General features: G+C 58.8%; 19 protein-coding genes and 2 pseudogenes. 5 read left to right on the plus strand and 16 right to left on the minus strand.

Going from position 1 to position 19,735, the window contains the following annotated elements; genetic code table 11:
* Window positions 1-2: 2 nt before the first annotated feature.
* From AUR65_RS11990 to AUR65_RS12010, 5 genes are all read right to left on the minus strand, one after another.
* Window positions 3-338, minus strand: a complete 336-nt coding sequence (locus AUR65_RS11990; protein ID WP_042662724.1) for a DUF7558 family protein — start codon at window positions 336-338, stop codon at window positions 3-5.
* Entirely contained in the window at window positions 338-631 is a 294-nt protein-coding gene (locus AUR65_RS11995) for a hypothetical protein (RefSeq protein WP_058567090.1), read from the minus strand. Before AUR65_RS11995 ends, AUR65_RS11990 begins: the two co-directional genes overlap by 1 nt.
* Window positions 632-790: 159 nt before the next feature.
* On the minus strand, window positions 791-1,255 hold the full coding sequence (locus tag AUR65_RS12000) for a hypothetical protein (RefSeq protein WP_042662722.1): 465 nt from the start codon (window positions 1,253-1,255) through the stop codon (window positions 791-793).
* A complete protein-coding gene (locus AUR65_RS12005; protein ID WP_042662721.1) occupies window positions 1,252-1,503 on the minus strand; it encodes a ribbon-helix-helix protein, CopG family in 252 nt (83 codons plus the stop codon). Before AUR65_RS12005 ends, AUR65_RS12000 begins: the two co-directional genes overlap by 4 nt.
* Before the next feature lie 215 nt (window positions 1,504-1,718).
* Window positions 1,719-2,141, minus strand: coding sequence for a hypothetical protein (locus AUR65_RS12010; RefSeq protein WP_058567102.1), 423 nt, complete (start codon window positions 2,139-2,141; stop codon window positions 1,719-1,721).
* Between the two features lie 250 nt (window positions 2,142-2,391).
* Here AUR65_RS12010 and sugE point away from each other — a divergent pair, with 250 nt between their 5' ends.
* The gene (gene sugE / locus AUR65_RS12015; RefSeq protein WP_004967623.1) at window positions 2,392-2,715 is read left to right on the plus strand and encodes a quaternary ammonium compound efflux SMR transporter SugE; all 324 of its coding nucleotides are present in this window, start codon (window positions 2,392-2,394) and stop codon (window positions 2,713-2,715) included.
* A 175-nt stretch (window positions 2,716-2,890) separates the two neighbouring features.
* Here the strand turns inward: sugE and AUR65_RS12020 are convergent.
* Window positions 2,891-4,088, minus strand: a pseudogene (locus AUR65_RS12020) (phage NrS-1 polymerase family protein).
* A gap of 1,279 nt (window positions 4,089-5,367) precedes the next feature.
* Window positions 5,368-8,448: a PKD domain-containing protein gene (locus tag AUR65_RS12035; RefSeq protein WP_233194364.1), complete on the minus strand. Its 3,081-nt coding sequence runs from the start codon at window positions 8,446-8,448 to the stop codon at window positions 5,368-5,370.
* A gap of 295 nt (window positions 8,449-8,743) precedes the next feature.
* Between AUR65_RS12035 and AUR65_RS12040 the strand changes: the two genes are divergently transcribed.
* Window positions 8,744-9,505, plus strand: a complete 762-nt coding sequence (locus AUR65_RS12040) for a helix-turn-helix transcriptional regulator (RefSeq protein WP_233194365.1) — start codon at window positions 8,744-8,746, stop codon at window positions 9,503-9,505.
* 305 nt (window positions 9,506-9,810) lie between these two features.
* On the opposite strand, the gene AUR65_RS12045 is transcribed toward AUR65_RS12040, so the two are convergent.
* The 4 genes from AUR65_RS12045 to AUR65_RS12060 all read right to left on the minus strand — a co-directional run bounded on the left by AUR65_RS12045 (window position 9,811) and on the right by AUR65_RS12060 (window position 13,248).
* Window positions 9,811-10,545 (minus strand): hypothetical protein, encoded by a 735-nt coding sequence (locus AUR65_RS12045; protein ID WP_233194366.1) that lies wholly within the window; start codon window positions 10,543-10,545, stop codon window positions 9,811-9,813.
* A 284-nt stretch (window positions 10,546-10,829) separates the two neighbouring features.
* Window positions 10,830-11,042, minus strand: coding sequence for a hypothetical protein (locus AUR65_RS12050; protein WP_058567094.1), 213 nt, complete (start codon window positions 11,040-11,042; stop codon window positions 10,830-10,832).
* Window positions 11,043-11,781: 739 nt separating this feature from the next.
* Entirely contained in the window at window positions 11,782-12,252 is a 471-nt protein-coding gene (locus tag AUR65_RS12055) for a hypothetical protein (RefSeq protein ID WP_058567095.1), read from the minus strand.
* 384 nt (window positions 12,253-12,636) lie between these two features.
* Complete coding sequence (locus AUR65_RS12060; protein WP_042665617.1) at window positions 12,637-13,248, minus strand: HD domain-containing protein; 612 nt, start codon at window positions 13,246-13,248, stop codon at window positions 12,637-12,639.
* A 510-nt stretch (window positions 13,249-13,758) separates the two neighbouring features.
* Between AUR65_RS12060 and AUR65_RS12065 the strand changes: the two genes are divergently transcribed.
* Window positions 13,759-14,964 carry a threonine synthase gene (locus tag AUR65_RS12065; protein WP_394337342.1) on the plus strand — a complete coding sequence of 402 codons (1,206 nt, stop codon included), beginning with the start codon at window positions 13,759-13,761 and terminating at the stop codon, window positions 14,962-14,964.
* 53 nt (window positions 14,965-15,017) lie between these two features.
* Here the strand turns inward: AUR65_RS12065 and AUR65_RS12070 are convergent, their stop codons facing one another.
* From AUR65_RS12070 to AUR65_RS12080, 3 genes are all read right to left on the minus strand, one after another.
* Window positions 15,018-15,530, minus strand: coding sequence for a hypothetical protein (locus AUR65_RS12070; protein ID WP_058567096.1), 513 nt, complete (start codon window positions 15,528-15,530; stop codon window positions 15,018-15,020).
* Window positions 15,531-15,833 (minus strand): hypothetical protein, encoded by a 303-nt coding sequence (locus tag AUR65_RS12075; protein ID WP_058567097.1) that lies wholly within the window; start codon window positions 15,831-15,833, stop codon window positions 15,531-15,533. It lies immediately after the preceding gene.
* Window positions 15,834-16,134: 301 nt separating this feature from the next.
* The gene (locus AUR65_RS12080) at window positions 16,135-16,386 is read right to left on the minus strand and encodes a hypothetical protein (protein ID WP_058567098.1); all 252 of its coding nucleotides are present in this window, start codon (window positions 16,384-16,386) and stop codon (window positions 16,135-16,137) included.
* A 132-nt stretch (window positions 16,387-16,518) separates the two neighbouring features.
* Between AUR65_RS12080 and AUR65_RS12085 the strand changes: the two genes are divergently transcribed.
* Together AUR65_RS12085 and AUR65_RS12090 are read left to right on the plus strand one after the other, a co-directional pair.
* Window positions 16,519-16,815 carry a ribbon-helix-helix domain-containing protein gene (locus AUR65_RS12085; RefSeq protein WP_042664891.1) on the plus strand — a complete coding sequence of 99 codons (297 nt, stop codon included), beginning with the start codon at window positions 16,519-16,521 and terminating at the stop codon, window positions 16,813-16,815.
* On the plus strand, window positions 16,805-17,089 hold the full coding sequence (locus tag AUR65_RS12090) for a type II toxin-antitoxin system RelE family toxin (RefSeq protein ID WP_049914854.1): 285 nt from the start codon (window positions 16,805-16,807) through the stop codon (window positions 17,087-17,089). The genes AUR65_RS12085 and AUR65_RS12090 overlap by 11 nt, the downstream gene beginning before the upstream one ends.
* Window positions 17,090-17,321: 232 nt before the next feature.
* On the opposite strand, the pseudogene AUR65_RS12095 reads toward AUR65_RS12090, so the two are convergent.
* Window positions 17,322-17,761 (minus strand): annotated as a pseudogene (locus AUR65_RS12095) (hypothetical protein).
* Between the two features lie 542 nt (window positions 17,762-18,303).
* Window positions 18,304-19,735 (minus strand): primase-associated protein (locus tag AUR65_RS12100; RefSeq protein ID WP_058567104.1); only part of this gene is annotated, 1,432 nt, incomplete at its 5' end.

A 19,735-nucleotide genomic window follows, 5' to 3' on the forward strand; every position in this document is an offset into this window, starting at 1 on the left:
GGTCACTCCGCCGGCGTCGCGACGAGATGCTCCTCGAGGTCGCGCGTCCAGTACGTCGCGAGCCCACCCGGACTACAGCGAGCGCACAGCTGCAACGGGCCTTCCAGATGCCCTAGTTCGACCCGGAATCCCGTGAGCGCCGCGAGCGTGTCGACGACCAGCCCACAGCCGTCACAGGCGATGTGATCGCGCTTGTCGGGATCCGGCTCCGTCTGGATCGCGCAGTCGACGCAGATCGGGTGGGTGACCCGTTCGTCCTGTCCCCAGGTGTGCGCCTCGCCGACCTCGGCGCCGGGCGAGGCGTCGCAGAAGGCACAGCCAGAGAGCGTCTGTTGCATCACTCGGCCTCCACGTCGGCGTCGCGGCCGGCCGCCCAGCCACGGTGGAAGACGACCAGCTGTGTCGTCGAGTCGAACGTGGTGCCGCTCGGCTCGTGAACCAGAACTTGGTCCTCGGGAACCAAAGTGACGACGGCCGCGTCGACGAGGTCATTGACCAGGCGTTGGGCCATTTCGTCGTCGTCGACGTCCGCCGTGTCGACGCCGATGGCGTCGCGGTCCTGGGTGAGCTGTTCTTTCTCGAACTGTTCGTAGTCGCAACTCGTGTCGTCGTGCGGATCGGGACTAGGCATGGAGAGTCACGCAGAGCACCCTATTGTGCGCTGCACGTCTCACGGCGTGCACGAGAAACAGCCCAGTCGGAGAGTCAGTCCAGTTGCAGGTTGTGATAGCCGACGACGGCAACGCCGTCGATGAACAGAACAACCTTCGGAAAGTCGAGAACCGACAAATTAGCTCTCATCGAGGAGTGAGATACCGTGCTCAACCACAGCGTCAGTAACGAAGAGACTCGTTTCAGTCTGGAGCGCTCGCATCAGCTCAGCCGCCGCTGATTTCTCGAGTTCTCCCCGTGTAGACGCAAGCACGAGAATCCCAATCGAGCCATGGACTTCCACATCGTGATCGTTCGCAGCGTCTCGTGCTGCAAGGTCGTCAGTCAGGAGGACGGCAGCGCGTTCAGATGCGACGGCGAGTGCAGCTGTCTCACCGGGGTCCAACTCGACGCCAAGGCCGGTTGTATCACTCTCAACCAGTTCGTACTCTATGGTTTCGAGCGCAGGTGGGACCATCCCCGCCTCGAGTTCTTGGTAGACAGTCTGTGGAATCAGCAGCTCGTCGACGACCGAGAGCAATGCAAGCGCGTCAATCTCGTCGAGATGAATAATGGGGCCCGCATCAGCAACCGCGAGGATCACGCATTCAGTCCCCACCGAACATCGTCTTCGACGACCTGTACCTCCTGCTCTGCTCGCTTGACACGATCTCGACCGACGAGGTTGATTGCGGTCTCGCGGTCGATGTCGTCGTCGATGTATCGCGAGAGGACGAGGTCAACCCAGAGATCTTCGACGCCGCGTTCCAACGCCTGTTCGAGGATCTCTGATTCGGGGATACCCCGCGCTTCGGCGATTTCTTGCACCCGTTCAGTGAGATCCGTGGCCATGAGTAAATGATTGCTCTGTAGTGACTTAAACATCTGTGGACCCCCTCTAGGGGTTCTCAGAAACGACCTTGGACAACCGTTTCGTTCATGCTCACATCGACATCATCCGAACCATCACTCTTCGCGAGATGGAGGTTCCGTTGGCGCTCGCTGCCACGCCGTTAACCAACATCGCGGAAGTCTGCGGTTCTGTGTTGGTTAACGATATAGTGGGCTCAGAACTGATGAAGAGACATCACGCGGAACGTATCTGGCTCAGCATTCGGCGGCTCGTCAATTCGGTCAAGGGATAACCGCGAGAGTCGGTTGACCAACTCTTCACGAACCGCTTCACGGCTGACTGTCGTTTCGTGCCAGCCGAGACGCTCGTCGAAATACCGCTTCTTGAACCGCTGACCGATGTCGTCGACGGCGATGAACTGTGTCCGCTTCGTGCCCGCCACGCTCGTTGAGACGAACTCGGCTCCGACGTCTTCGTGGGTGAGTTCGACGAGTACACACTCGACAACTGAGACGATGCCAGTCGGACTTCTGTTGTGAGGGAGCGTCAGGTCGAGATCTGCCCACGGTTCGTCGCTCGGTTGTTCAGTATGCTCGCCAGAGAGTCGTGATCGCTGTTGCTCGTGGTCGGAAGACATAGATTGCATGGGGACTGCTGACTCCTCCACCCCTCAATGGAGGATGAAAACAGCCACAGCAATTGTTCACGTACTAACGGAGTTCATTCAGACACCCCTACCGTGAGGAATATCTTCCAGCCTAAGAACACGATCAGGAATACTGATCCGCGAGTACACAGCCCAGCGCCCGTGCCAGGGTTAGTTGAATCGGTCTCGTTCAATGGATAGCAGAAGCTATAGACAGATTGGACAGCGAAGCAGAGACGTCATGTCGTGGTATATCCTCATACTCGCAGGCCTGTTTGAGATTGGTTGGGCAATTGGGCTCGAATATTCGGACGGACTCTCAAAGCCAGTGCCAACAGTCGGTACTGTTGTCGCTCTCATCATCAGTATGGTACTCCTGGCTCAAGCCGTCAAAGACCTCCCTATCGGGACAGCATATGCTGTCTGGACAGGTATCGGGGCCGTTGGGACAGCCACGCTTGGAATTATTCTCTTTGATGAACCAGCCGCTCTCGCCCGAATACTCTTCATCGGCGTGATCGTCGTCGGTATCGTCGGTCTACACGCTGTCTCGGGTGGACACTAAACCGCTGGTTGTCACTTGCCTCGTCTGAACCCGGCCCAGACACAATTGTCGACACACACGCACATTGACTGACCGGCTGTTTCGCAGGACTGCTCGTCTGAAGGAGAGGATTTCAATAAGGCCGCGTCGTCAGCGAGAGTATCTCACTATCAACCCATGTTGCGGCGACGTGGCCTCAGTTCAACCACGATCGTGTCCGCTCCCACACTGACGCAGATTTCGTGTCACGATCTTCATCCTGGTCACGCGGTGCTGCTGCCTCGACACGCTGCTCAAGCCGGTCAACAGTCGCTTCCAACTCCTCGATGTACGCCTGTTTTTCCGCGAGAGTCGCCTCGAGCGTTTCAACTCGCTCAGTCAACACCCGGTTCTTCTCGGCGAGATACGCCTTGTCCTGCGTTGATTGCGGTCCCACACTCTGTTCCGTCGTAGTCTCGTGGTCCCCACGAGGCTGCGTATCTGGGCCGTAGAACTCCGATGTCTGCTGGACTGCTCGTTCAAGTGTCTTCTCACCGTATGTCGACCCGTCTGCATAGTGGACTTCGTCCCATTTCTCGCGGTACAGCCCCGAGTCCCGAAAGAGGCGGTCCATCTGTGGGTGGTTCCCACCCGTCCAGAACGCGAGTAGACAGCAGAGTGCCATATCTGCCTCCGAGTGGCTCTCATACCCACTTGTCTGCCCTCGCCACAACCGGTCGAACTTCTCACCGTTCGCTGCCTCCCTCGCTTTTGTCAGCACAACCTCGTCATTGAGGGCAGGCTCACTCGCGTCATCACGTGCTGCTGCGGGTGGTGTTGAGCCCGGTGGCTTCGTTGTCGACACAGTATCGGACTGGACGTATTCACGATGGATGTCGACAAGTGCATCCTGTCGACGTGTGATCTCTGTTGGCGTCCCCGCAACGTGAGCACCGGTTACTGTGAAGAAGCGCGCCGTATCGTAGCACTCAACGCCTCCACGGCGATTCCGTCCTGCGGGAAGCTCACCCACAACGAGGATGTGGAAACCCGTTCCCGATGGCGACACCTCCGTGTAGGAATCTAGCTGTGTGATTATCGCCTGTGCGTCGTCGTCAATCGTACCCGTCTTGGGGTCTCGACAGTCGTCTAAATCCACACCGACAAACGGGTCGTCATCGGTGAACACAAACCCAATCCCATCAGCGTCGTCTGACTCGACAGCCGCAACCGCAGTATTGAGATCAGACCATGTCACAGAATCAGTTGCCGAACCGAAGCCGCCAGTTGCAGGGTTGACGTGGACCTTCGTCGCTTTGTCATCTCGCATCTCACTCCGCCAGCAAACCCACTGCTCACGCTCGCGAAGTTCGGGGTGGCAGCTGGTCTATATCGAGGTCAATTTCATCACACATTCGTTGTTCCTCGCTGACTCGCAGTCATCTCAGAGTCCAAATACGTCTGCATTGTCTGCTCACTTTGACAATACCCAGTTCCGACGGGGTCCCCCCTGTCTATACTAGTCGGATTCTGTCGTAACCGACAATCCGAATCTGTCCAAGATACGCCGTTCAGTTCCGCTATTATCCGAATTCTATCGTAACGGCTGTCGTAACTCTGGGCGATACTATCGTAATCTGTCGTAACCATCCGTCTGAACACTCCTTCGGCCGATTTCTTGTTGAATCGGCCGTTGTTCGTCTGACCGGGGACAAACGCTGACAGACCAGTATCAGTCATTAGATAGTTCCTCCCGAGTAAGAGCAAGCCCATCGTAATGACGAGTTGTGGCATTCCCTTCTTTCTTGACCGTGCTATCGAACTCAACGTGCTGTCTCAGCCGGCGTGTGAACCACCGCTTTGAGTCCGGTGAAAGCCCCTGTTCAGTCACCCACGACTGATACAGTTGTAAACCCGTTCAGAGGAGACAGATCCGTGGGCTGTCTCACGGAGGAACTCCTCTACGAAGCGGCCCACAACAGCATCAGGGCCGTCTGCAAGCTCCGATACGTCGACCAGAGACTCGTCCGACTCGTCTGATGTGGGGGTTGCGGCTCTTTCGGCCGCTGCGGTATTGGATTGGGTTGGCTGTGCGACGAGATCCAGCTCCGAGAGGTCACTCAAGGGCCGTACTGTGCCGTCCCGATAAATTACTGCGTCACCGTCGTTCCGAAGAATGACGATAAGATACTGTACTGAATCTTGGATACGGCAGTTCATCTTCGGGGACGAATGGCCGCTTGAGCTTAGTCCAGTCAGCAGTAAACGCCGCTTTCGAGTCGGCTTCGGAGGTCGGGCAGTCGGTCACGCTTCGGACGGGGTCGAACGAATCGCTTGGCCATACCCACACAGACGGGCCGGTCACTATTCAACCTTCGAGCGTATCGCGAGCCAGTCGTGGTCGACGTGGAGATCGGCGTTCCGAAGTGGGTCGTGAGGTGAGCGATTATGATGACGAGAGTGAGGCGGTACGCCGTGTTCAAGGTAAGATCGTACCTGTATTGCGGTACTCTTCAAAACAGCCTCGTGTCCCGGTCGAGTGCCGAGTAATCCATAGCAGTTGTATTCGGCACGTCTCGTGGAAAAGACGGCTCCTCCGGCCATGAACGCTTGTCCAGTTGGTGGTTATATCACCGCAGATATCCACCTCGGGGGCCGTTCACACTGTATTCCGGAATCTCCATTTGGATGTGCTCACTGGCGTCGTACTGCGATAACTGTGAGCAGTATCGCCACCACCGAACCGACGAGACCAAATCCGGGACTATCTACGTCGGTCGAGAGCGGCGTCTCCGTTGAATTATCACTAGCTGCGCCCTGCACGTTCTCGGATGTGACGACATCTGTCGGCGTCGAGGCTCCCGACGCTTCCGCCGCTTCGACAACTACGGTCTCGGTGACGTTCGCTGTTTGACCCGCGTCGTTAGTCACCGTCAACTCGACTGGGTACGTGCCCGGTTGGTCGAGGACCATCGTCGTAGTCTCACCAGACTGCTGACGTCCAGCTACCGACCACTCGTACCTGACGAGTGCTCCGTACGGCGTCGACGACCCGGTCGCGTCGAGCGCGAACGCTTCACCGACCGCGACCGTTGTCGGCATCGACGAGAGCGTTGCCTCGGGTGTCCCGACAAGTGTGACTGAAAACGGAGAGAATCCAGTCGTCGTGGCTTCGACCGTGACTGTTCGATTCGTCTGGTTTACGACAGTCGTATTCAACAGACGCCAAGTTCCGTTGGCGTGATGAGCGACTCGGATGGCGGTTGCAGTCGCGCCCGCGGTCCGCACAGCTGCTCGCGGGAGCTGTAGTTGAACGGTTGCGGACGCGTTCTCGGCCGGTGGCGACCCGGTTAGCTGGAATGCGACGAGCGACTGTCCGGGGAGGGCCTTGGGTACTGATTCACTCGTGGCAAATTCGACCACAGTGATGTTGCCTCGAACCTCCGCATCGGGTCCGAATTGAATCCGAGATACGGTCGTGTTCTGCGTGAAATTCACCGAGACAGGCCCGGACTGATTTGTCGGGAGCGACACTCGCTCGGCGTACGTCGGCGTCGCGTTCACAGGCACGTCGAACCGTTGTCGAATTGCAGACGCGTTCTCGAGTATCGTGCGTTCGCTGTCGCCGGTTCGTTGGACAGTAAGTGTGACCGTCGCTTCGTCCGTCTCACCGTCTTCGTCGCTCACCTCGTACGTGAACGAGTCCCTCCCCGTGAACCCGTCGGTTGGCGTGTAGGTGAACGACCCGTCCGAAGCGAGGTCGAGCACACCGTTCATTGGGTTGTTCACGACCGACACCGAGAGGGAGTCCACCGCGTCGTCGGGGTCGCTATCGTTAGCGAGGAGTCCGCTCTCGGTCGTCACATCGAGTCGCGTCTCCGCGGAAACGCTGTACGAATCGTTGTTCGCAGACGGTGCGTCGTTCGAACTCCCCCACGTAGCGCCACCACCGCCACCGACTTTCTGGACCGTCACGTTCAGCGTGCCCGTGTCGGTATTACCACCGACGTCCGAGACGTTCAGCGTGACGGTGTAAGTACCGGGGTCGGCATAGGTGTGATTCGGCGTTGGGCCGGTCGCAGTCGGCGACCCGTCACCGAAGTCCCACAGATAGGACGTGATGTCGACGGTGTCGGTCGATGCTGAACCATCGAATGAGACCGGACTGTCCTGGTCTGCTGGATTCGGATTACTGGTTGGCATGGCGACGGGTGCACCGGTATCAATGACGTAGGTCTCGCCGGTCGTGTAACTCCCGTCGGCGCTGCCGGATTCCCCGCCTTCGACCAATCGGTTACCGTCACTATCGGTGATACTGTCGTCGTCAACGAGATCGAGTCGGAGGGTCCCGTCGGTCGAGATGTTAGTGACGGAGACGACGTAACGAACGTCACTCCCGGCTACAGACACATCGCTGTCGGCGTTCTCTGTCGGCGTACTGTCGGTCCTCGTTAGCGTGAAATCACTCGCATCGACACCGGAGACGGGTTCCGAGAACGTCACGGTGAACGTCACGTTCTCAGAAGTAGTCACCCGGTTAGTCGGGCTGTTTCGAGTGACGGATTCGACCACCGGCTTTGCGATACCCTGCGCTCGCAACTGGTCACCCCGGTCGAGCGACCGCAGTACCGGGTAGCCGTCCGCCGCCGCGTCGGTGTCCTCGCTCTCGACGGTCTCCCACGTCCCCGTGAAATCGAGGCCGGACATGTTCGCTTCCGCGCTCGCACCCTGCATCTCGGGTGCCGGGTCGGTGTCGGCCGTCGCTCCGAAGCCGCTGACGTCGGTGAAGGTTATCGGCTCCCACCCATCTCCCGTACTCACACTGTCCTCGTTCGTCGTTCCCACGTCCCAGTAAGCCTGCTCCACGGTAGTCGGTTCAACAGCGGAGCCACCGACGAGGCCACCAATCCCCTGCGTCTCGTCGTCGATACTGAGAGCCCCAGTGGCGTACGAACGCTGAACCGTTCCTCCAGGATCCGCTTGGAACGACCCGAGTACTCCACCGGCGTACCAGCTCGCAGTAACCGTGCCAGTAGCGTAGGAATCCGCTATCGTTCCCGTGGAGACGCCGACCAGTCCGCCAGCAGACGTGCTGCCTCCCCCTCCGTCGACGGCTCTTGCAGCGAAGGAGCGATTGACCGTCCCCTGGTTGAAACCGACCAGTCCGCCAAACCAATCGCTTCCACGAGTCGGTTCTCCAATCGCGTAGGAGCGACGAACCGTCCCATCGTTACGGCCGACTAGGCCGCCAACTCGATAAGTCCCGGTAACCTCACCAGTGACGTGAGAGTTCTCGACGGTCCCATCGTTATACCCGGCGAGCTGTCCGGTTCTTCTCGCGCCGGTGACGGATCCGCCCTCGAGACCGATGTTGGTGATCGTTCCTCCCGACGCAACCTCACTAAACAGGCCAACGGAGTATGTCCCTCCTCGGTTGATAGTCAGGCCGGAAATCGTGTGGTCGTCGCCATCGAAGGTGCCCGTAAACTCGTTGTTTCTGTCCCCGATCGGGTCAAACCCATTGTTGCTGTCCCACGTCGATGTCTCGCTCGCGTTGATATCTCGGGTTAGAACGTAGTTATTCCCCAGTCCCTTGTCATCGATACACTGGAGTTTGTCCAGCGTGTCGACCTCGTAGTACGTTTGCCCCGAGATGGTCTGATTGGTCCATGAAACGGCGCTACACTGCGATGTGTCCGGAATATCGGCGGCTGCCACCCCCGAAAAGGCGGTGACACCGACACCCAACGAAACGACGAGGAGTGTTATTACCACGAGTAGCCACCGACTGACCCTCGCACCCATCAGACACTTACTCCGTCCAACCTTCGGTTGCGTCGATCGCGGTCCACGGTCGCCCGTAATGCGGTTTTATTCATATATTCAGTACGAATTCAACCGCAAGTATAGTCATTGGCTGAGACGGTGTTTCACGGCATGAGAAATCGGTCATTCAGACAACCAGAACCGCAACCACAGCTGTGTGACGGTGACGCCAACACTCCGGCTGCGTGGCGTGATATATTGGAGGAGACGAAATACGTATCATTCATAGCCTCATGATAGTCGTATGAATTGCTACAGTCGTGACCCCTCCCGACTGTTGAACTACCATCCACTGTTGGCCGCGGTCCGTGACCGGTCGGTCGACCGGTCGACATTGGAGACTGAACTCGGAGTGTCCAGAGCGACCGTCTACCGCCAGACTTCCACATTGGTCGACGAGGGACTACTCGAACGGACGAGCCTGGGATATCGGACGACCGGCGCGGGAGCGGCGGTTCTCGACGCCGCCGACCGCTTCGAACGCTCGCTGGCGGCGGCCGACCGGCTGAAGCCGCTGCTCGAACACCTATCGCCGCCTGCCCTCACCGAAAACCTCCACCTCTTCGCCGATGCGATAGTGATGGCAGTCGACTCCGAGTCACCCTACGCCATTGAGCAACGCCTCGAATCCATCATCAGCGACGTCGACGAGCGAATCTACGGGGCTGCAACGAGTTTCGGCTCACCGGTGACGCTCGCTCGGACCGTCGACCGCGTCAAGGGAGGCGTCGACTTCGAGTGGGCCCTCCCGCAGGCGGTCCTGGAACGCCTCGAACGCCAACACGGCGAACTGCATGAAACAGTACGTGCCCACGACAACGCTGCCGTCTACGTCACCGAAGACGTGATCGACCTCTCGTTGTACGACGACACGCTCGTGCTCACAGGGTTCGACACCGACCGAGGAACGCTGGCAGCCGTCGCCATGACCGACAGCCCTGCAGCCGTCGACTGGGCTTGCGACGTCTTCGAGACCCATCGTGAGCGCGGCGAGCGACTAACCTAAGTGGGCCACGGCGACGCCACCACCGGAACTCACGAAATACTGTGCAAAAGTATTGTGAGTTTGTTGGACCAACACAGTCGTAGCCCACCAGAGTGTTGACCCATCTGCGGGTGTTGGCAGCCCCGTGACCATGCGGAACTAATGTTGAGACGCCTGCACCCCTAGCTGGCGAAAACAACTCTCTATCGGCGAGATTGGAGTAAGGGTTGTAGATAACCCCCAAATCATGACAAGAACCTCGTGCTGAATAGAGAGGATGAGTTCAGCAACTCGTCCGTACCTATCTCACGCGGCCGTTAGTCGAGTCACTCCTTGCGAAGGTGCGCGGAGGCTTCGCGACGACCTGCGCGTAACAGGAGGACGCCGAGCGCGACGAACCAGACGATCTGGGTCAGCCCGAAGACGCCACCGCCGATCTCACCGAGCGCTGGAATCGCCGAGAGGATGCCTGCACCTCCGACCACGAGCCCGAGATAGTTCACCAGTCGGTGGAGCGCCCGCGTCCGGAGCGCGACCACGCTCACGAGTAGCGTCCAGAGGCCGCCGACGATCTCGTTGCCGCCGCCCAGCCCGTCGATGACCGGACTGACCGCCAACCAGACCGTCGTCGCCTGCGTCGGGTCGGTGCTGTAGAGGTCGACGACGACGCCCGTCGCGAGGGTGGCGACCATCCCGCTGGCGATGACGAGCCCGGCCCAGATGAGCCCGAACGCGGTCGTCGCTCGCATCAGCATCGGTGCCCCGGCCGCGAGGCGCTCGTGGAGCGTCAGCACGAGCGCCACCAGCACGATGCCGAAGACCACGTAGATGAGCAGGTACATCGCGGACAGCGTCGTCTCGTTCGTGGCGAACAACTCGACCTGCTGGAGCGCCCCGGTGACGCTCGCGAAGTCGAGGACGACGAGGAAGTACGCGATCCCCGCCACGTAGATGGCCGCCTCGACCAGCGCGGCAAGGCCGCCCATCGTCAGATAGTTCCAGCGGCCCACCGTGGGCGACTGCTCGATACTCTCCCCTACTTGACCGGTCGTTGCTGCCATTCGGTTTCTTCCACAGTGACATTACCGCCGGAGGAGATAGCCCTGTCGTACACGGTTCTCCCCCACCGATGGAGCGCGAGCGGCCAGTGGACTACGCGAGTGGATTACCGACCGAGCATCGTCGCGATGCCGGCGAACACACGCAGGAGCGGTCGCTGAACCACCCACGGGAGTCCTGCGAGACGCACGTCCGCTCGGTGGTGAGAGAGAACTGCGCCACCGCGAACAGATCCGGATAGCCCACAGTAGCGCTGCGGCGCTCGGCTCGTGGAGTCGTCGGCCACTCAATCGGTACGACCGTCGCGTCTCAGCCGTGGCGATACGAGCGAGATGCTGGTGGCGGCCGCTCCCGAAGCGAGGATGACGATGATTCCGGCGTCCGGGGTTCCCCGGAGGACGTACGCAATCCCGATGATGAGTACACCCCAGACGAGTACGTTGGCGAGAACGAGACGCTCGCCGGGACTCTGGAGCGCCTTCCGAACGTTGTAACCCATGCCCTCTGGACGCCAGAAACGGAGATAGCCCTTGTGCTTCCGCTGTAGCGGGGCTGAACGCTGCTGTGTGGTTCACGGGGGGTCACAAACGGAGTCTTCCAGTCTGACTCGGTTCGAGTACTGTGACGTTGCGCCGACCCGTCTGACCGACTCGCGCTCTGTATTCAGCACGAACCGTTCGAACTACTCGGGTTCTGTCAGGAACACCGTGACCGACTCAGAGAGTGTAATCAGTGGGGAAATACCAATAGTTCCATGCTTATATTGATAATTCAGCCATCGGGTAGTACTGCTTAGCGATTAGAATCAATACTCCTGCGTTTCTTACATTCTCCACAAAAGTCTGAGGGCAACTCAGATATGGAACCGACCTGTTTCTCTGAAGTGAACAGATTATGGGTTACGTAGTGGTCTGCCCATCCGCAGCGAGTGTTTTCTGCAAAGTGCCACTTCTGATCCTCTTTTCGTTTTATTATCACTATGAGGTGTGGACTGGCGAGATGTATCAAAGTTTGGTACTGTTATTATAGTGCCTGATTCATCTCGGTCAATACCAGAGGCCTCCTCTGACCGATACGCGCTCTCTATTCAGCACGACTGTAGAAACCTCACCGAACGCTGTCAGAAGCGGCGTGCTGAATAGAGAGGGTAGATTCAGCAATTGACTACGTGCTGGTTGGGTTGTTTGGCTACGTCCACTGTGATCGAAACGGAACGACCGGGATTCATCAATAACTGATTACGTCTTCCGTCTAGCGACGTACCATTCGTATCCGTATTCCACAAAAGCCCCTAGTGGGCCGGCAATGGGGAGAGTAATCATACCCCCGAATAGAACGATTAGAGCAGTGATGAAGATGAACTCGGAGACCGCACCCACGAGTGCGCCAGCGGAAAATTGACTCAGAGAGAACATGAGGCCAATCAGAGTTACGAATATGACGAGCGATCCGAGCGCTGAAACGGCACCTGCTATCGCACCGTAGACCGGTTCTGGTTCATCCGGCATCATCACACGCCAGATGACGGTCGCTACGATGAGATCGACGAACGGTGTGACGATCATCCCAAAGAAGATGATCTCACCTCCTCGTCGATACTCTGCTAGGCTCGGGGTGGCAAATCCTCGGGCCCTGAACGTCTGGAAAAAGTTACAGACGTTAACCAGAACGGCAAAGAGGAGCGCCGACGCGCCGGCGGCGAGGTTCATCCTCGACTTCGACCGTGGCCTCGTAGTTCCCACCCCATGGAATCTTGTCCTGCCGAGTCGGATTTCGGTGTTCGTTCGGAGGGATGATGAGTGTCGTCTGGATCTATTCGTGGCCGCCGTCGACGTCGTGAACGCCGACAGAGATGTTCTTCTTACTGCCCGTATCGTTTTCCACGAAGACATCGGTCGCGCCCTTCGTGGTCCCAAGGGAAGACATGCAACCAGCGACACCAGCCAGGAGGGCAGTACCTGCACCCTTTGCAGACGCGCAAAAACACCACTAACTACGCAGGGAGAACCAGGTATCGTAGAACTACTGTCACACTTTGGTTGACGCAGTCAGTACAGGCGCGACACCGACCGTGGGAGTTTCGACTGACGTCTTCAGAGTTGGCAGGGTCGTCCGAGTTCTCGTTCGTACTGCGATTTAATGTGTTCGAACAAGTCCTGGCCGAGCTCTGTCTGGATGCGAGGCGCGGCGGTAGCAAAGAACTCGTCCAGATTCTCGAACTCGGCAAAGTGGTCGTTCGCCTCGGCTTCGTCGTACCGACCTTGGCGCTCGTACTTGAGCGCCTGGAGACAGTTATCGATCAGATCCATGTCCTTGACGAACTGTGCCGTCGGGGTATCGCGGGCTTCGTACTCTTCCCAGAGCGACAGCAGTTCAGTATCTTTGAAGGGCCCGACGAGATCGGTTACTGCGCTCCGTTCAGCCGCCTCCTTCTCGGACGTGGTGATGGTCTGGCGTCCGTCTTCCGCGCGAGTTGCGATATCGCCCGTTCGAGCTTCGCCGAGGTCGTGAATGAGTGCCATCGTCACTGCCTTCTGACGGTCAACCCCTTCTTGCTCGGCATAGAGAAGACACAGCGACGCTGTCCCCCATGTGTGGGCTGCGACCGATTCAGGCGAGTCGATATTCCGAAGCTCCCATCCAGTCCGAGTTTCGTCCTTCAACTCGAACCACTCGAGCAAGGAGTCGAGTTCGTCGGTCATCATATCGGGGGAAGACGAGTGGCCAGTTCAAATTATCGAGAGTATTCAACCGGGTCGCCAACATTCAGTTAATAGGTCCGCAGACCCACTACCAGCAAGTTCGTCTCGGTCTCCGGTGAAAATAACTGACTTTTGACCAATTATATGATCGCCTCAGATAGATGTCCCCCACTCGGGAGTGAGCAGCCACGCCGCGAACCCCCTCGCGCTTAATGCTGGCGTCGAGAGCACATTCACTTGAGCCCGGAACGCCGAGCTTGCCCGGCGCAGCTATGGTCGGTCGCAAGCGAAGCGAGACGCGACTGTACGGAGCGTCTCGATGCGAACGGTGAGCAGCGTGAACCGTGAGCAAGCGGAGGGCGGAACGCGGCGAGCGGGGCGGGCTGTATCGTCCCACACCAGCAAGCCGGTGGAGCGCGTTGATTCCGCAACGAACCCCAGGCGGGACAGAAAGAGGACGTACGTTCGAAACCGCAAGCGAACGCATATGTCTCCGGCCACCACAGCATCGCTATGTCTCTCTCGTTGAGCTGTTACCGTTGCGGGGAGCGCTACGACGACGGCGCCCGGGTCAGGTGCGCCTGCGGGGAAGCACTCTGGGTTGACACGGACCCGACGGCATTCTCGTGGGACGACTGTCGAGACCGGGATGGGATGTGGCGGTACGAAGCGCTGTTGCCAATTGATCGCCCCGAGGGTGTCGCGCGGGCCGCGGGCGGCACGCCCCTCGTCAGGAGCCCCGGACTCGACGACGCCGCGGGCGCTCGGGTGTTCGTCAAAGACGAGGGTGAGAATCCAACTGGTGCGTACAAAGACCGCGGGAGCGCGGTGGCCGTTCCACACACCGTCGCGACCGGTGGCGACGTCGTCGGCACGGTCTCGTACGGTAACATGGCGATCAGCACCGCTGCCCACGCGGCAAGCCTCGATCGGGAGTGCGTCGTGTTCGTTCCGGAGCAGACCTCGTCAGTGCGGCTGGAGCTCATCGCTCAGTACGAGCCGACCATCGTACAGGTTGCCGGCGACTACGGGAAGCTGTACGGGGACGCGCTTGAGCTGTCCAAGCACCTCCCAATCGACGTGCTCGTGAGCGACGTGCCCACCCGCATCAGCGGGTACAAAACGGCACTATTCGAGATCTACGAGTCGCTCGCCCCGGCGGCGCCCGACGTGATCGCGCTACCGGCGAGCTCCGGTGGATTCGCTTCGGGGATCTGGCTCGGAATCCGGGACCTCAAGCGCGCGGGACTGATCGCGGAGCCGCCGCGCCTGTATCTCATCCAGACCGCGACAGCCGACCCGCTAACGCGGGCGTTCGAGGCCGGGGAGACGGAGCCGACGCCGCTGTCACCCGACGAGACCGGCGACACCATCGCTCACTCGATTGGGAACCCGGACCCGCCGAGCGGCGCTCGTGCGCTCGCCGCGGTTCGCGATACTGACGGCGCCGTCGTCTCCGTTACCGACGACGAGATACGGACCGCTCAGCGCCGGTTTGCCGTCGACGGCGGGTTCTGCGTCGAGCCGGCGTCCGCGACGACGCTAGCCGGCGTGTCACGCCTCGCGGAGCGTGGCGATATCGCTGCTGATGAGTCCGTCGTCCTCGTGCCGACCGGAACGGGGTTCAAGGAGATGGGAACCAGCGAGATGGAGGTCGCGACCGAGACGGTCCACAGGGACGCCCTTCGGGATCGGCTCGAATCGTTGCTCGCCTCGTAGCGCTCGTGGTTCGACGCGAGAGAGATATTTCAGTACAGTTGAAGCCCGGAGAATTAGGGCTCGTTGAGCAACGAGCGAGCGCGTTGCACGTAGCTGTTCGCACCCCAGCTACGAGCGTCGCTGATGTCATCGAGGAGCAGGCGCGCATCAGCAGCTGAGAGCTGTTCAGTTCGAACGAACACCGAGAGCAGCGTCGGCGTCGTGACGAGTCGGGTATCAGCGAGTGAGGCGTGGATCAAACCAAGTTGGTTGAACTCGTCACAGAGGAAGAGCACAGCATCGAGTTCGTTTGCGAGGGTGACCGCCGCGTTCTCACCGTCATCGAGCGGAAACTCCGCATCAAACTCGACCGACTGTGTTGTGAATGAATCCGTTTGGTCGAGGACGGCGGACGCAGCGTGCCCGTGGACGTCATCGTAGGAGGCAATCTCACGGAGTTCATCGATGACCGCCGTTGGGACGACGACCTCGTACTGTGAAAGACAAAGTGCGAGTGGATCGGGCTCGTCGCCAGTAACGATCCCGAGACTCACGAGGGCGGAGACGTCTGCGATAAGCTGCGCCATCTATACGTCGGCAACCTCGTCGATGAAGTCCTCGTCTAACTGTTGTTTCAACACGCGGAGGTTGGCCGCCTCTTCGGCGCCGACGAGCGCTTTGAGTTGCTCGAAGGTAATCTCGTCGTCGTAGTAGGCGGCGGCAATCTCCTGGACGAGTTTGTCGTCGTGAGCGGCGTCTTGGAGGTACTCCCGAAGCGCGGTCACGAGGACGTCTGTCCGGTCTTCCCCAAGGACTGCAGCGAGTGCATCCGCCCGATCGATGAGCCGATTGGGGGCCCGAAACTGCACGCGCTTCTTCTCGGTGCTCATGATGTGTACATTGTGAGCCAACGCACTTAGCCGTTTTCGTGTGTACGATGTGAGCCACACGCGGACCTCTGGGTTACGTACCGATCTCGTATTCTTTTCTTCCAACGGTGCGCATCGAGGTCTTGCGTTTAGTACGTCACCGCTCCACTAGGATAGCATCGAGTACAGAGCTGGAACGGTCCTTCGAGATGACCAGTTCAAGGAACTGGCGGACAAGCGTGCCCGAGAGGACAGTAGTAAGAACACGGTCTTTTGGCGGTCTCTGTGATTACAATAGGGCCCGCATCAGCAACCGCGAGAATCACGCATTCAGTCCCCACCGAACGTCGTCTTCGATAGCCTGTACCTCTTGCTCTGCTCGCTTGACGCGGTCTCGACCGACAAGGTTGATTGCGGTCTCGCGGTCGATTTCGTCGTCGATGTATCTCGAGAGAACGAGGTCAACCCAGAGATCTTCGACACCGCGTTCCAACGCTTGTTCGAGGATCTCCGACCCGGTGAAGCCCCGCGCTTCGGCGATTTCTTTTACCTGTTGGTTGAGATCCGTGTCCATGGTTAGACAATTACGCTATCATGATGTGGATACGTACAGACCAATCTTTCGACGACACCGAGAATTCGATCAAGGCAATCAGGTAGTTCTTCGGAGAAGGCTTATGTCTATACGGACGCATAGCACACGTATATGTCCGATGCTGATACAGGGTCCAGCAATAACGGCCCAGAGATGGTGCAAATAAACCTCCGGCTAAGCAAAGCCTTCCTCGAAGACATCGACGCAACGTGGGAAGAACAGGGGTTCAACTCACGGAGCGAATTCCTTCGCTACGCTGCTCGTGACGCCATCAAACATCCCGAATTTTCGCGAGAAGGATGGAAGCAAATCGCAGCGAGCGAACACGACCTCCGGTCCGGTGAATCAGATTTAGTCTCGCGAGACGAAGTCCTCGAAATGATGGATCGAGACACGGATGGTGAGTGAGGAAGACTGGACGTGGAAGTTCTCACCACGCGCTGCGAACCAATTCAAAGGGCTCGATACGCACGTTCAAGACCGGATCGTCTCAAAGCTCGACGAGATTGTCGACTCAGAGTGGCGAGATCCTGACGACTTTGTTGAGCCGTTAACTGGTGGGCCATTCTCGAAACTACGTATCGGACAGTATCGTCTGGCTTGTGTCTTGGACTACGACGAGTCAATCCTCGAGGTCCATCGAATCGAGCACCGAAGCGGTGCGTATACTGCCGACGATTGAACTTCAGAACAAGAAGCATCAGTATCTCAAATTAGCGGCTGGTTTTTGAGCAATGAAGTATCCTCAGTTCCGGAGTGATACGACTATCTTAACCAACAGAATTTGGTCTTTCCTCACGTAATGCACTCTCGAGGCGTTCGACAAGAACTGTACTAATTGAGCGTCGGCACATCCAGAGGGATAGTTGCATTGTAGCTCGAAAAGAGCAAGAGGTGTTGGTTAAGTCTGGCCCCTACGGCGTTCGGAGATCTTGAACTGGCTTCACCTCGAACGTGTCTGGCTCGCCGGCTGCTCCTTCACCAGCCCACTCCGCCGACGTCGAGGGCGACCGTGTGAGCTGGGTGATGAGTTCGTCGCGAACGGTTCGTCGAGGAACGGTGGTCTCGTGCCAGCCCAGTCGGTCGTCGAAGCGCCGTTCTGGAACTGCTCGCCGACGTCGTCGGCGGCAACGTACTGCGTCCGCGTCGACCGCCCGACCTGGTGGGCGACGAAGACGGCGCCCACGGCCTCGTGTGTGAACTCGACGAGAGCACACTCCACGAAGGCGACGACCGACGCGTGATCCCGGTCGGTCGGAACCGCCATCTCGAGATCCGCCCACGGCGCCTCATCGTCGGGGGTAGTTCCTGTGTGATCCGCTGCTCGTGTCTTGCTGCGTTGGTCCGAAGTCATCGTCTATCGGGGGCACGTGATGCGCCCCGCCACCCCCTCGCGGGGGCGATAGACACCACCAAAACGCACCCGTTCAATCTATGCGCTACATCTGACACTTCCGTAGGTCCGCTACCCTTGTGATGGCCCCTCGGCCTGAGAGAGCCGGCGGCCTTCGCACATTGCATATCGCCTCTTTCTTTGGACGAAAACCGCGATATGCAAGACACTATAACGACCTCAAATCGAAGAAGAACTCCGTCGGGCCGATTTGAAGGCGTAGAAGGTACCTCGACGAGTTCTGAAATAACTCTGTGGTTTCAAAAATTGCTCGACGGCGGGGTAACAAAGGTGATATCGGCGATATCTGACTTCTTTGGGGTCACTGCTTCACCTATTCTGATACCCTCGAGGTTCTCCGTCTCGGCACTTCGAATTGTGGATCACCCCCGATTCTCTCGATACTGGCTGTATTAGACGCTGAAAATTGCTCGACGGGGGATTCAGAAGGGGATATCTTTGGTCTGTAAACAATTCTCGACAATCTGAGGGAAGACTATGATTTAGAATTTCTCAGCGGGACCGGCGGACTGCTCGTCCACTTGCTCGTACATCTCATCCGGGAACGGGAGGCTGCCCCAGATCGAGTAGGGACACTGGTCCTGGCCGGTACAGTAGCGCTGTAGATCGTCGTTATCGCAGTTCATCGGCAACGGCGTGTCGCCGTCGATCGTGTTCGAGAATTCGTAGCGAACCTGGTACTCGGTCTCCTGCTCGTCGTACCACGGCCACCGGGAGAAGACGTCCTTGAGGTCCGCGACGATCTCGTCGAGGCTGCTGTCCTGGTACTGCGGGAGCCACATCACCATCCGCGCGAAGTTGTAGAGGTCCTTCCGGACGGGCTTCTTCTGGTGTAGCCGCTCCTCCATATTCGCCATACAGGGGAGTTCGAAGAGGTCCTCGATCTCTCGCACTTCGATCTGTTCGGCGCCGGTTCCGGCTCGCCCGATTCGGTACGTATTGACGCGCCCGTCGCGGTCGATCGTGACGGCCGAGTGGGACTCGTGATCGGCTAGCGTCTTCGCGAGACTGCTCGGACTCGAGATCCAATCCGTCACGGACGATTCCCACTCGTCCTCAGCCTTATACACCTCAACCGCTCGATAGAACTCCTTCGCCGTGTGGAACTCACCCTTTTGCGCCACGTCATCGGGCGCATCACTAAGAGCCCGCCGGAGGACGCGAATCGTCCGTTCCCCACGGTCCCAGTTCCGCCAGATGCGCTCGTGATGGCCGGTCTCGAGGAAGCGGTCGATCCGCTCCGTAATTGCCGACTCGTTCGTGGTCAGCCACGATAGCTGGTCGTCGGAGAGCCCGTCTTCCTGCACCCGCAGGAGCTTCTTGAACGCCCGCTCAGCGTAGTCCCGATACTTGCTGTCGAAATCGCCGACCGGGACGTACAGGTTGTTGTCCTTCACTCGCGTCAGTATCTCTCCACCATCGTCACTCTCCGGCGATGACCCGCCCTCCGCTCGAACGAGACATCTGCGTGACGCCGCTGCCATCGGGATTTCGAGGTACAGTCCATCTCCGAACTCCGGCATCTCCGTGATTCCCGTACAAACTCGGCCGGGATGCGGCCCATCCTCGCCGGGCTCCTTACTGTACAGCACCTCCGCGATGTCCTGCTGGAGCGTTCCATCACCGTGGTTTCGGAGGAGTGATGCGAGATTATTGACGTACAGTTCTCGGATGTCGTAGAGCACCTGGATGTTCCGGGGCGGCGCGTGCTCGAATTTCGGATGTGCTTTCACACAGATCGCACTCAACGTCGCAAGCACGGCGAGTGTCGCCGGTTCGTCAACGAACGGCTCTTTGGCAGCGTCGGCACGAACCTGTTCTTTGAACGCGGCCGTTCCAAACCGCTCAATGTCGTTCATGAGGTCCGCGGGCTGCTCTTCGCCGTCGACAACGTATCGATTGTAGCCACGCGTG

The organism is Haloferax marisrubri (assembly GCF_001469875.2).
Taxonomy (GTDB): domain Archaea; phylum Halobacteriota; class Halobacteria; order Halobacteriales; family Haloferacaceae; genus Haloferax; species Haloferax marisrubri.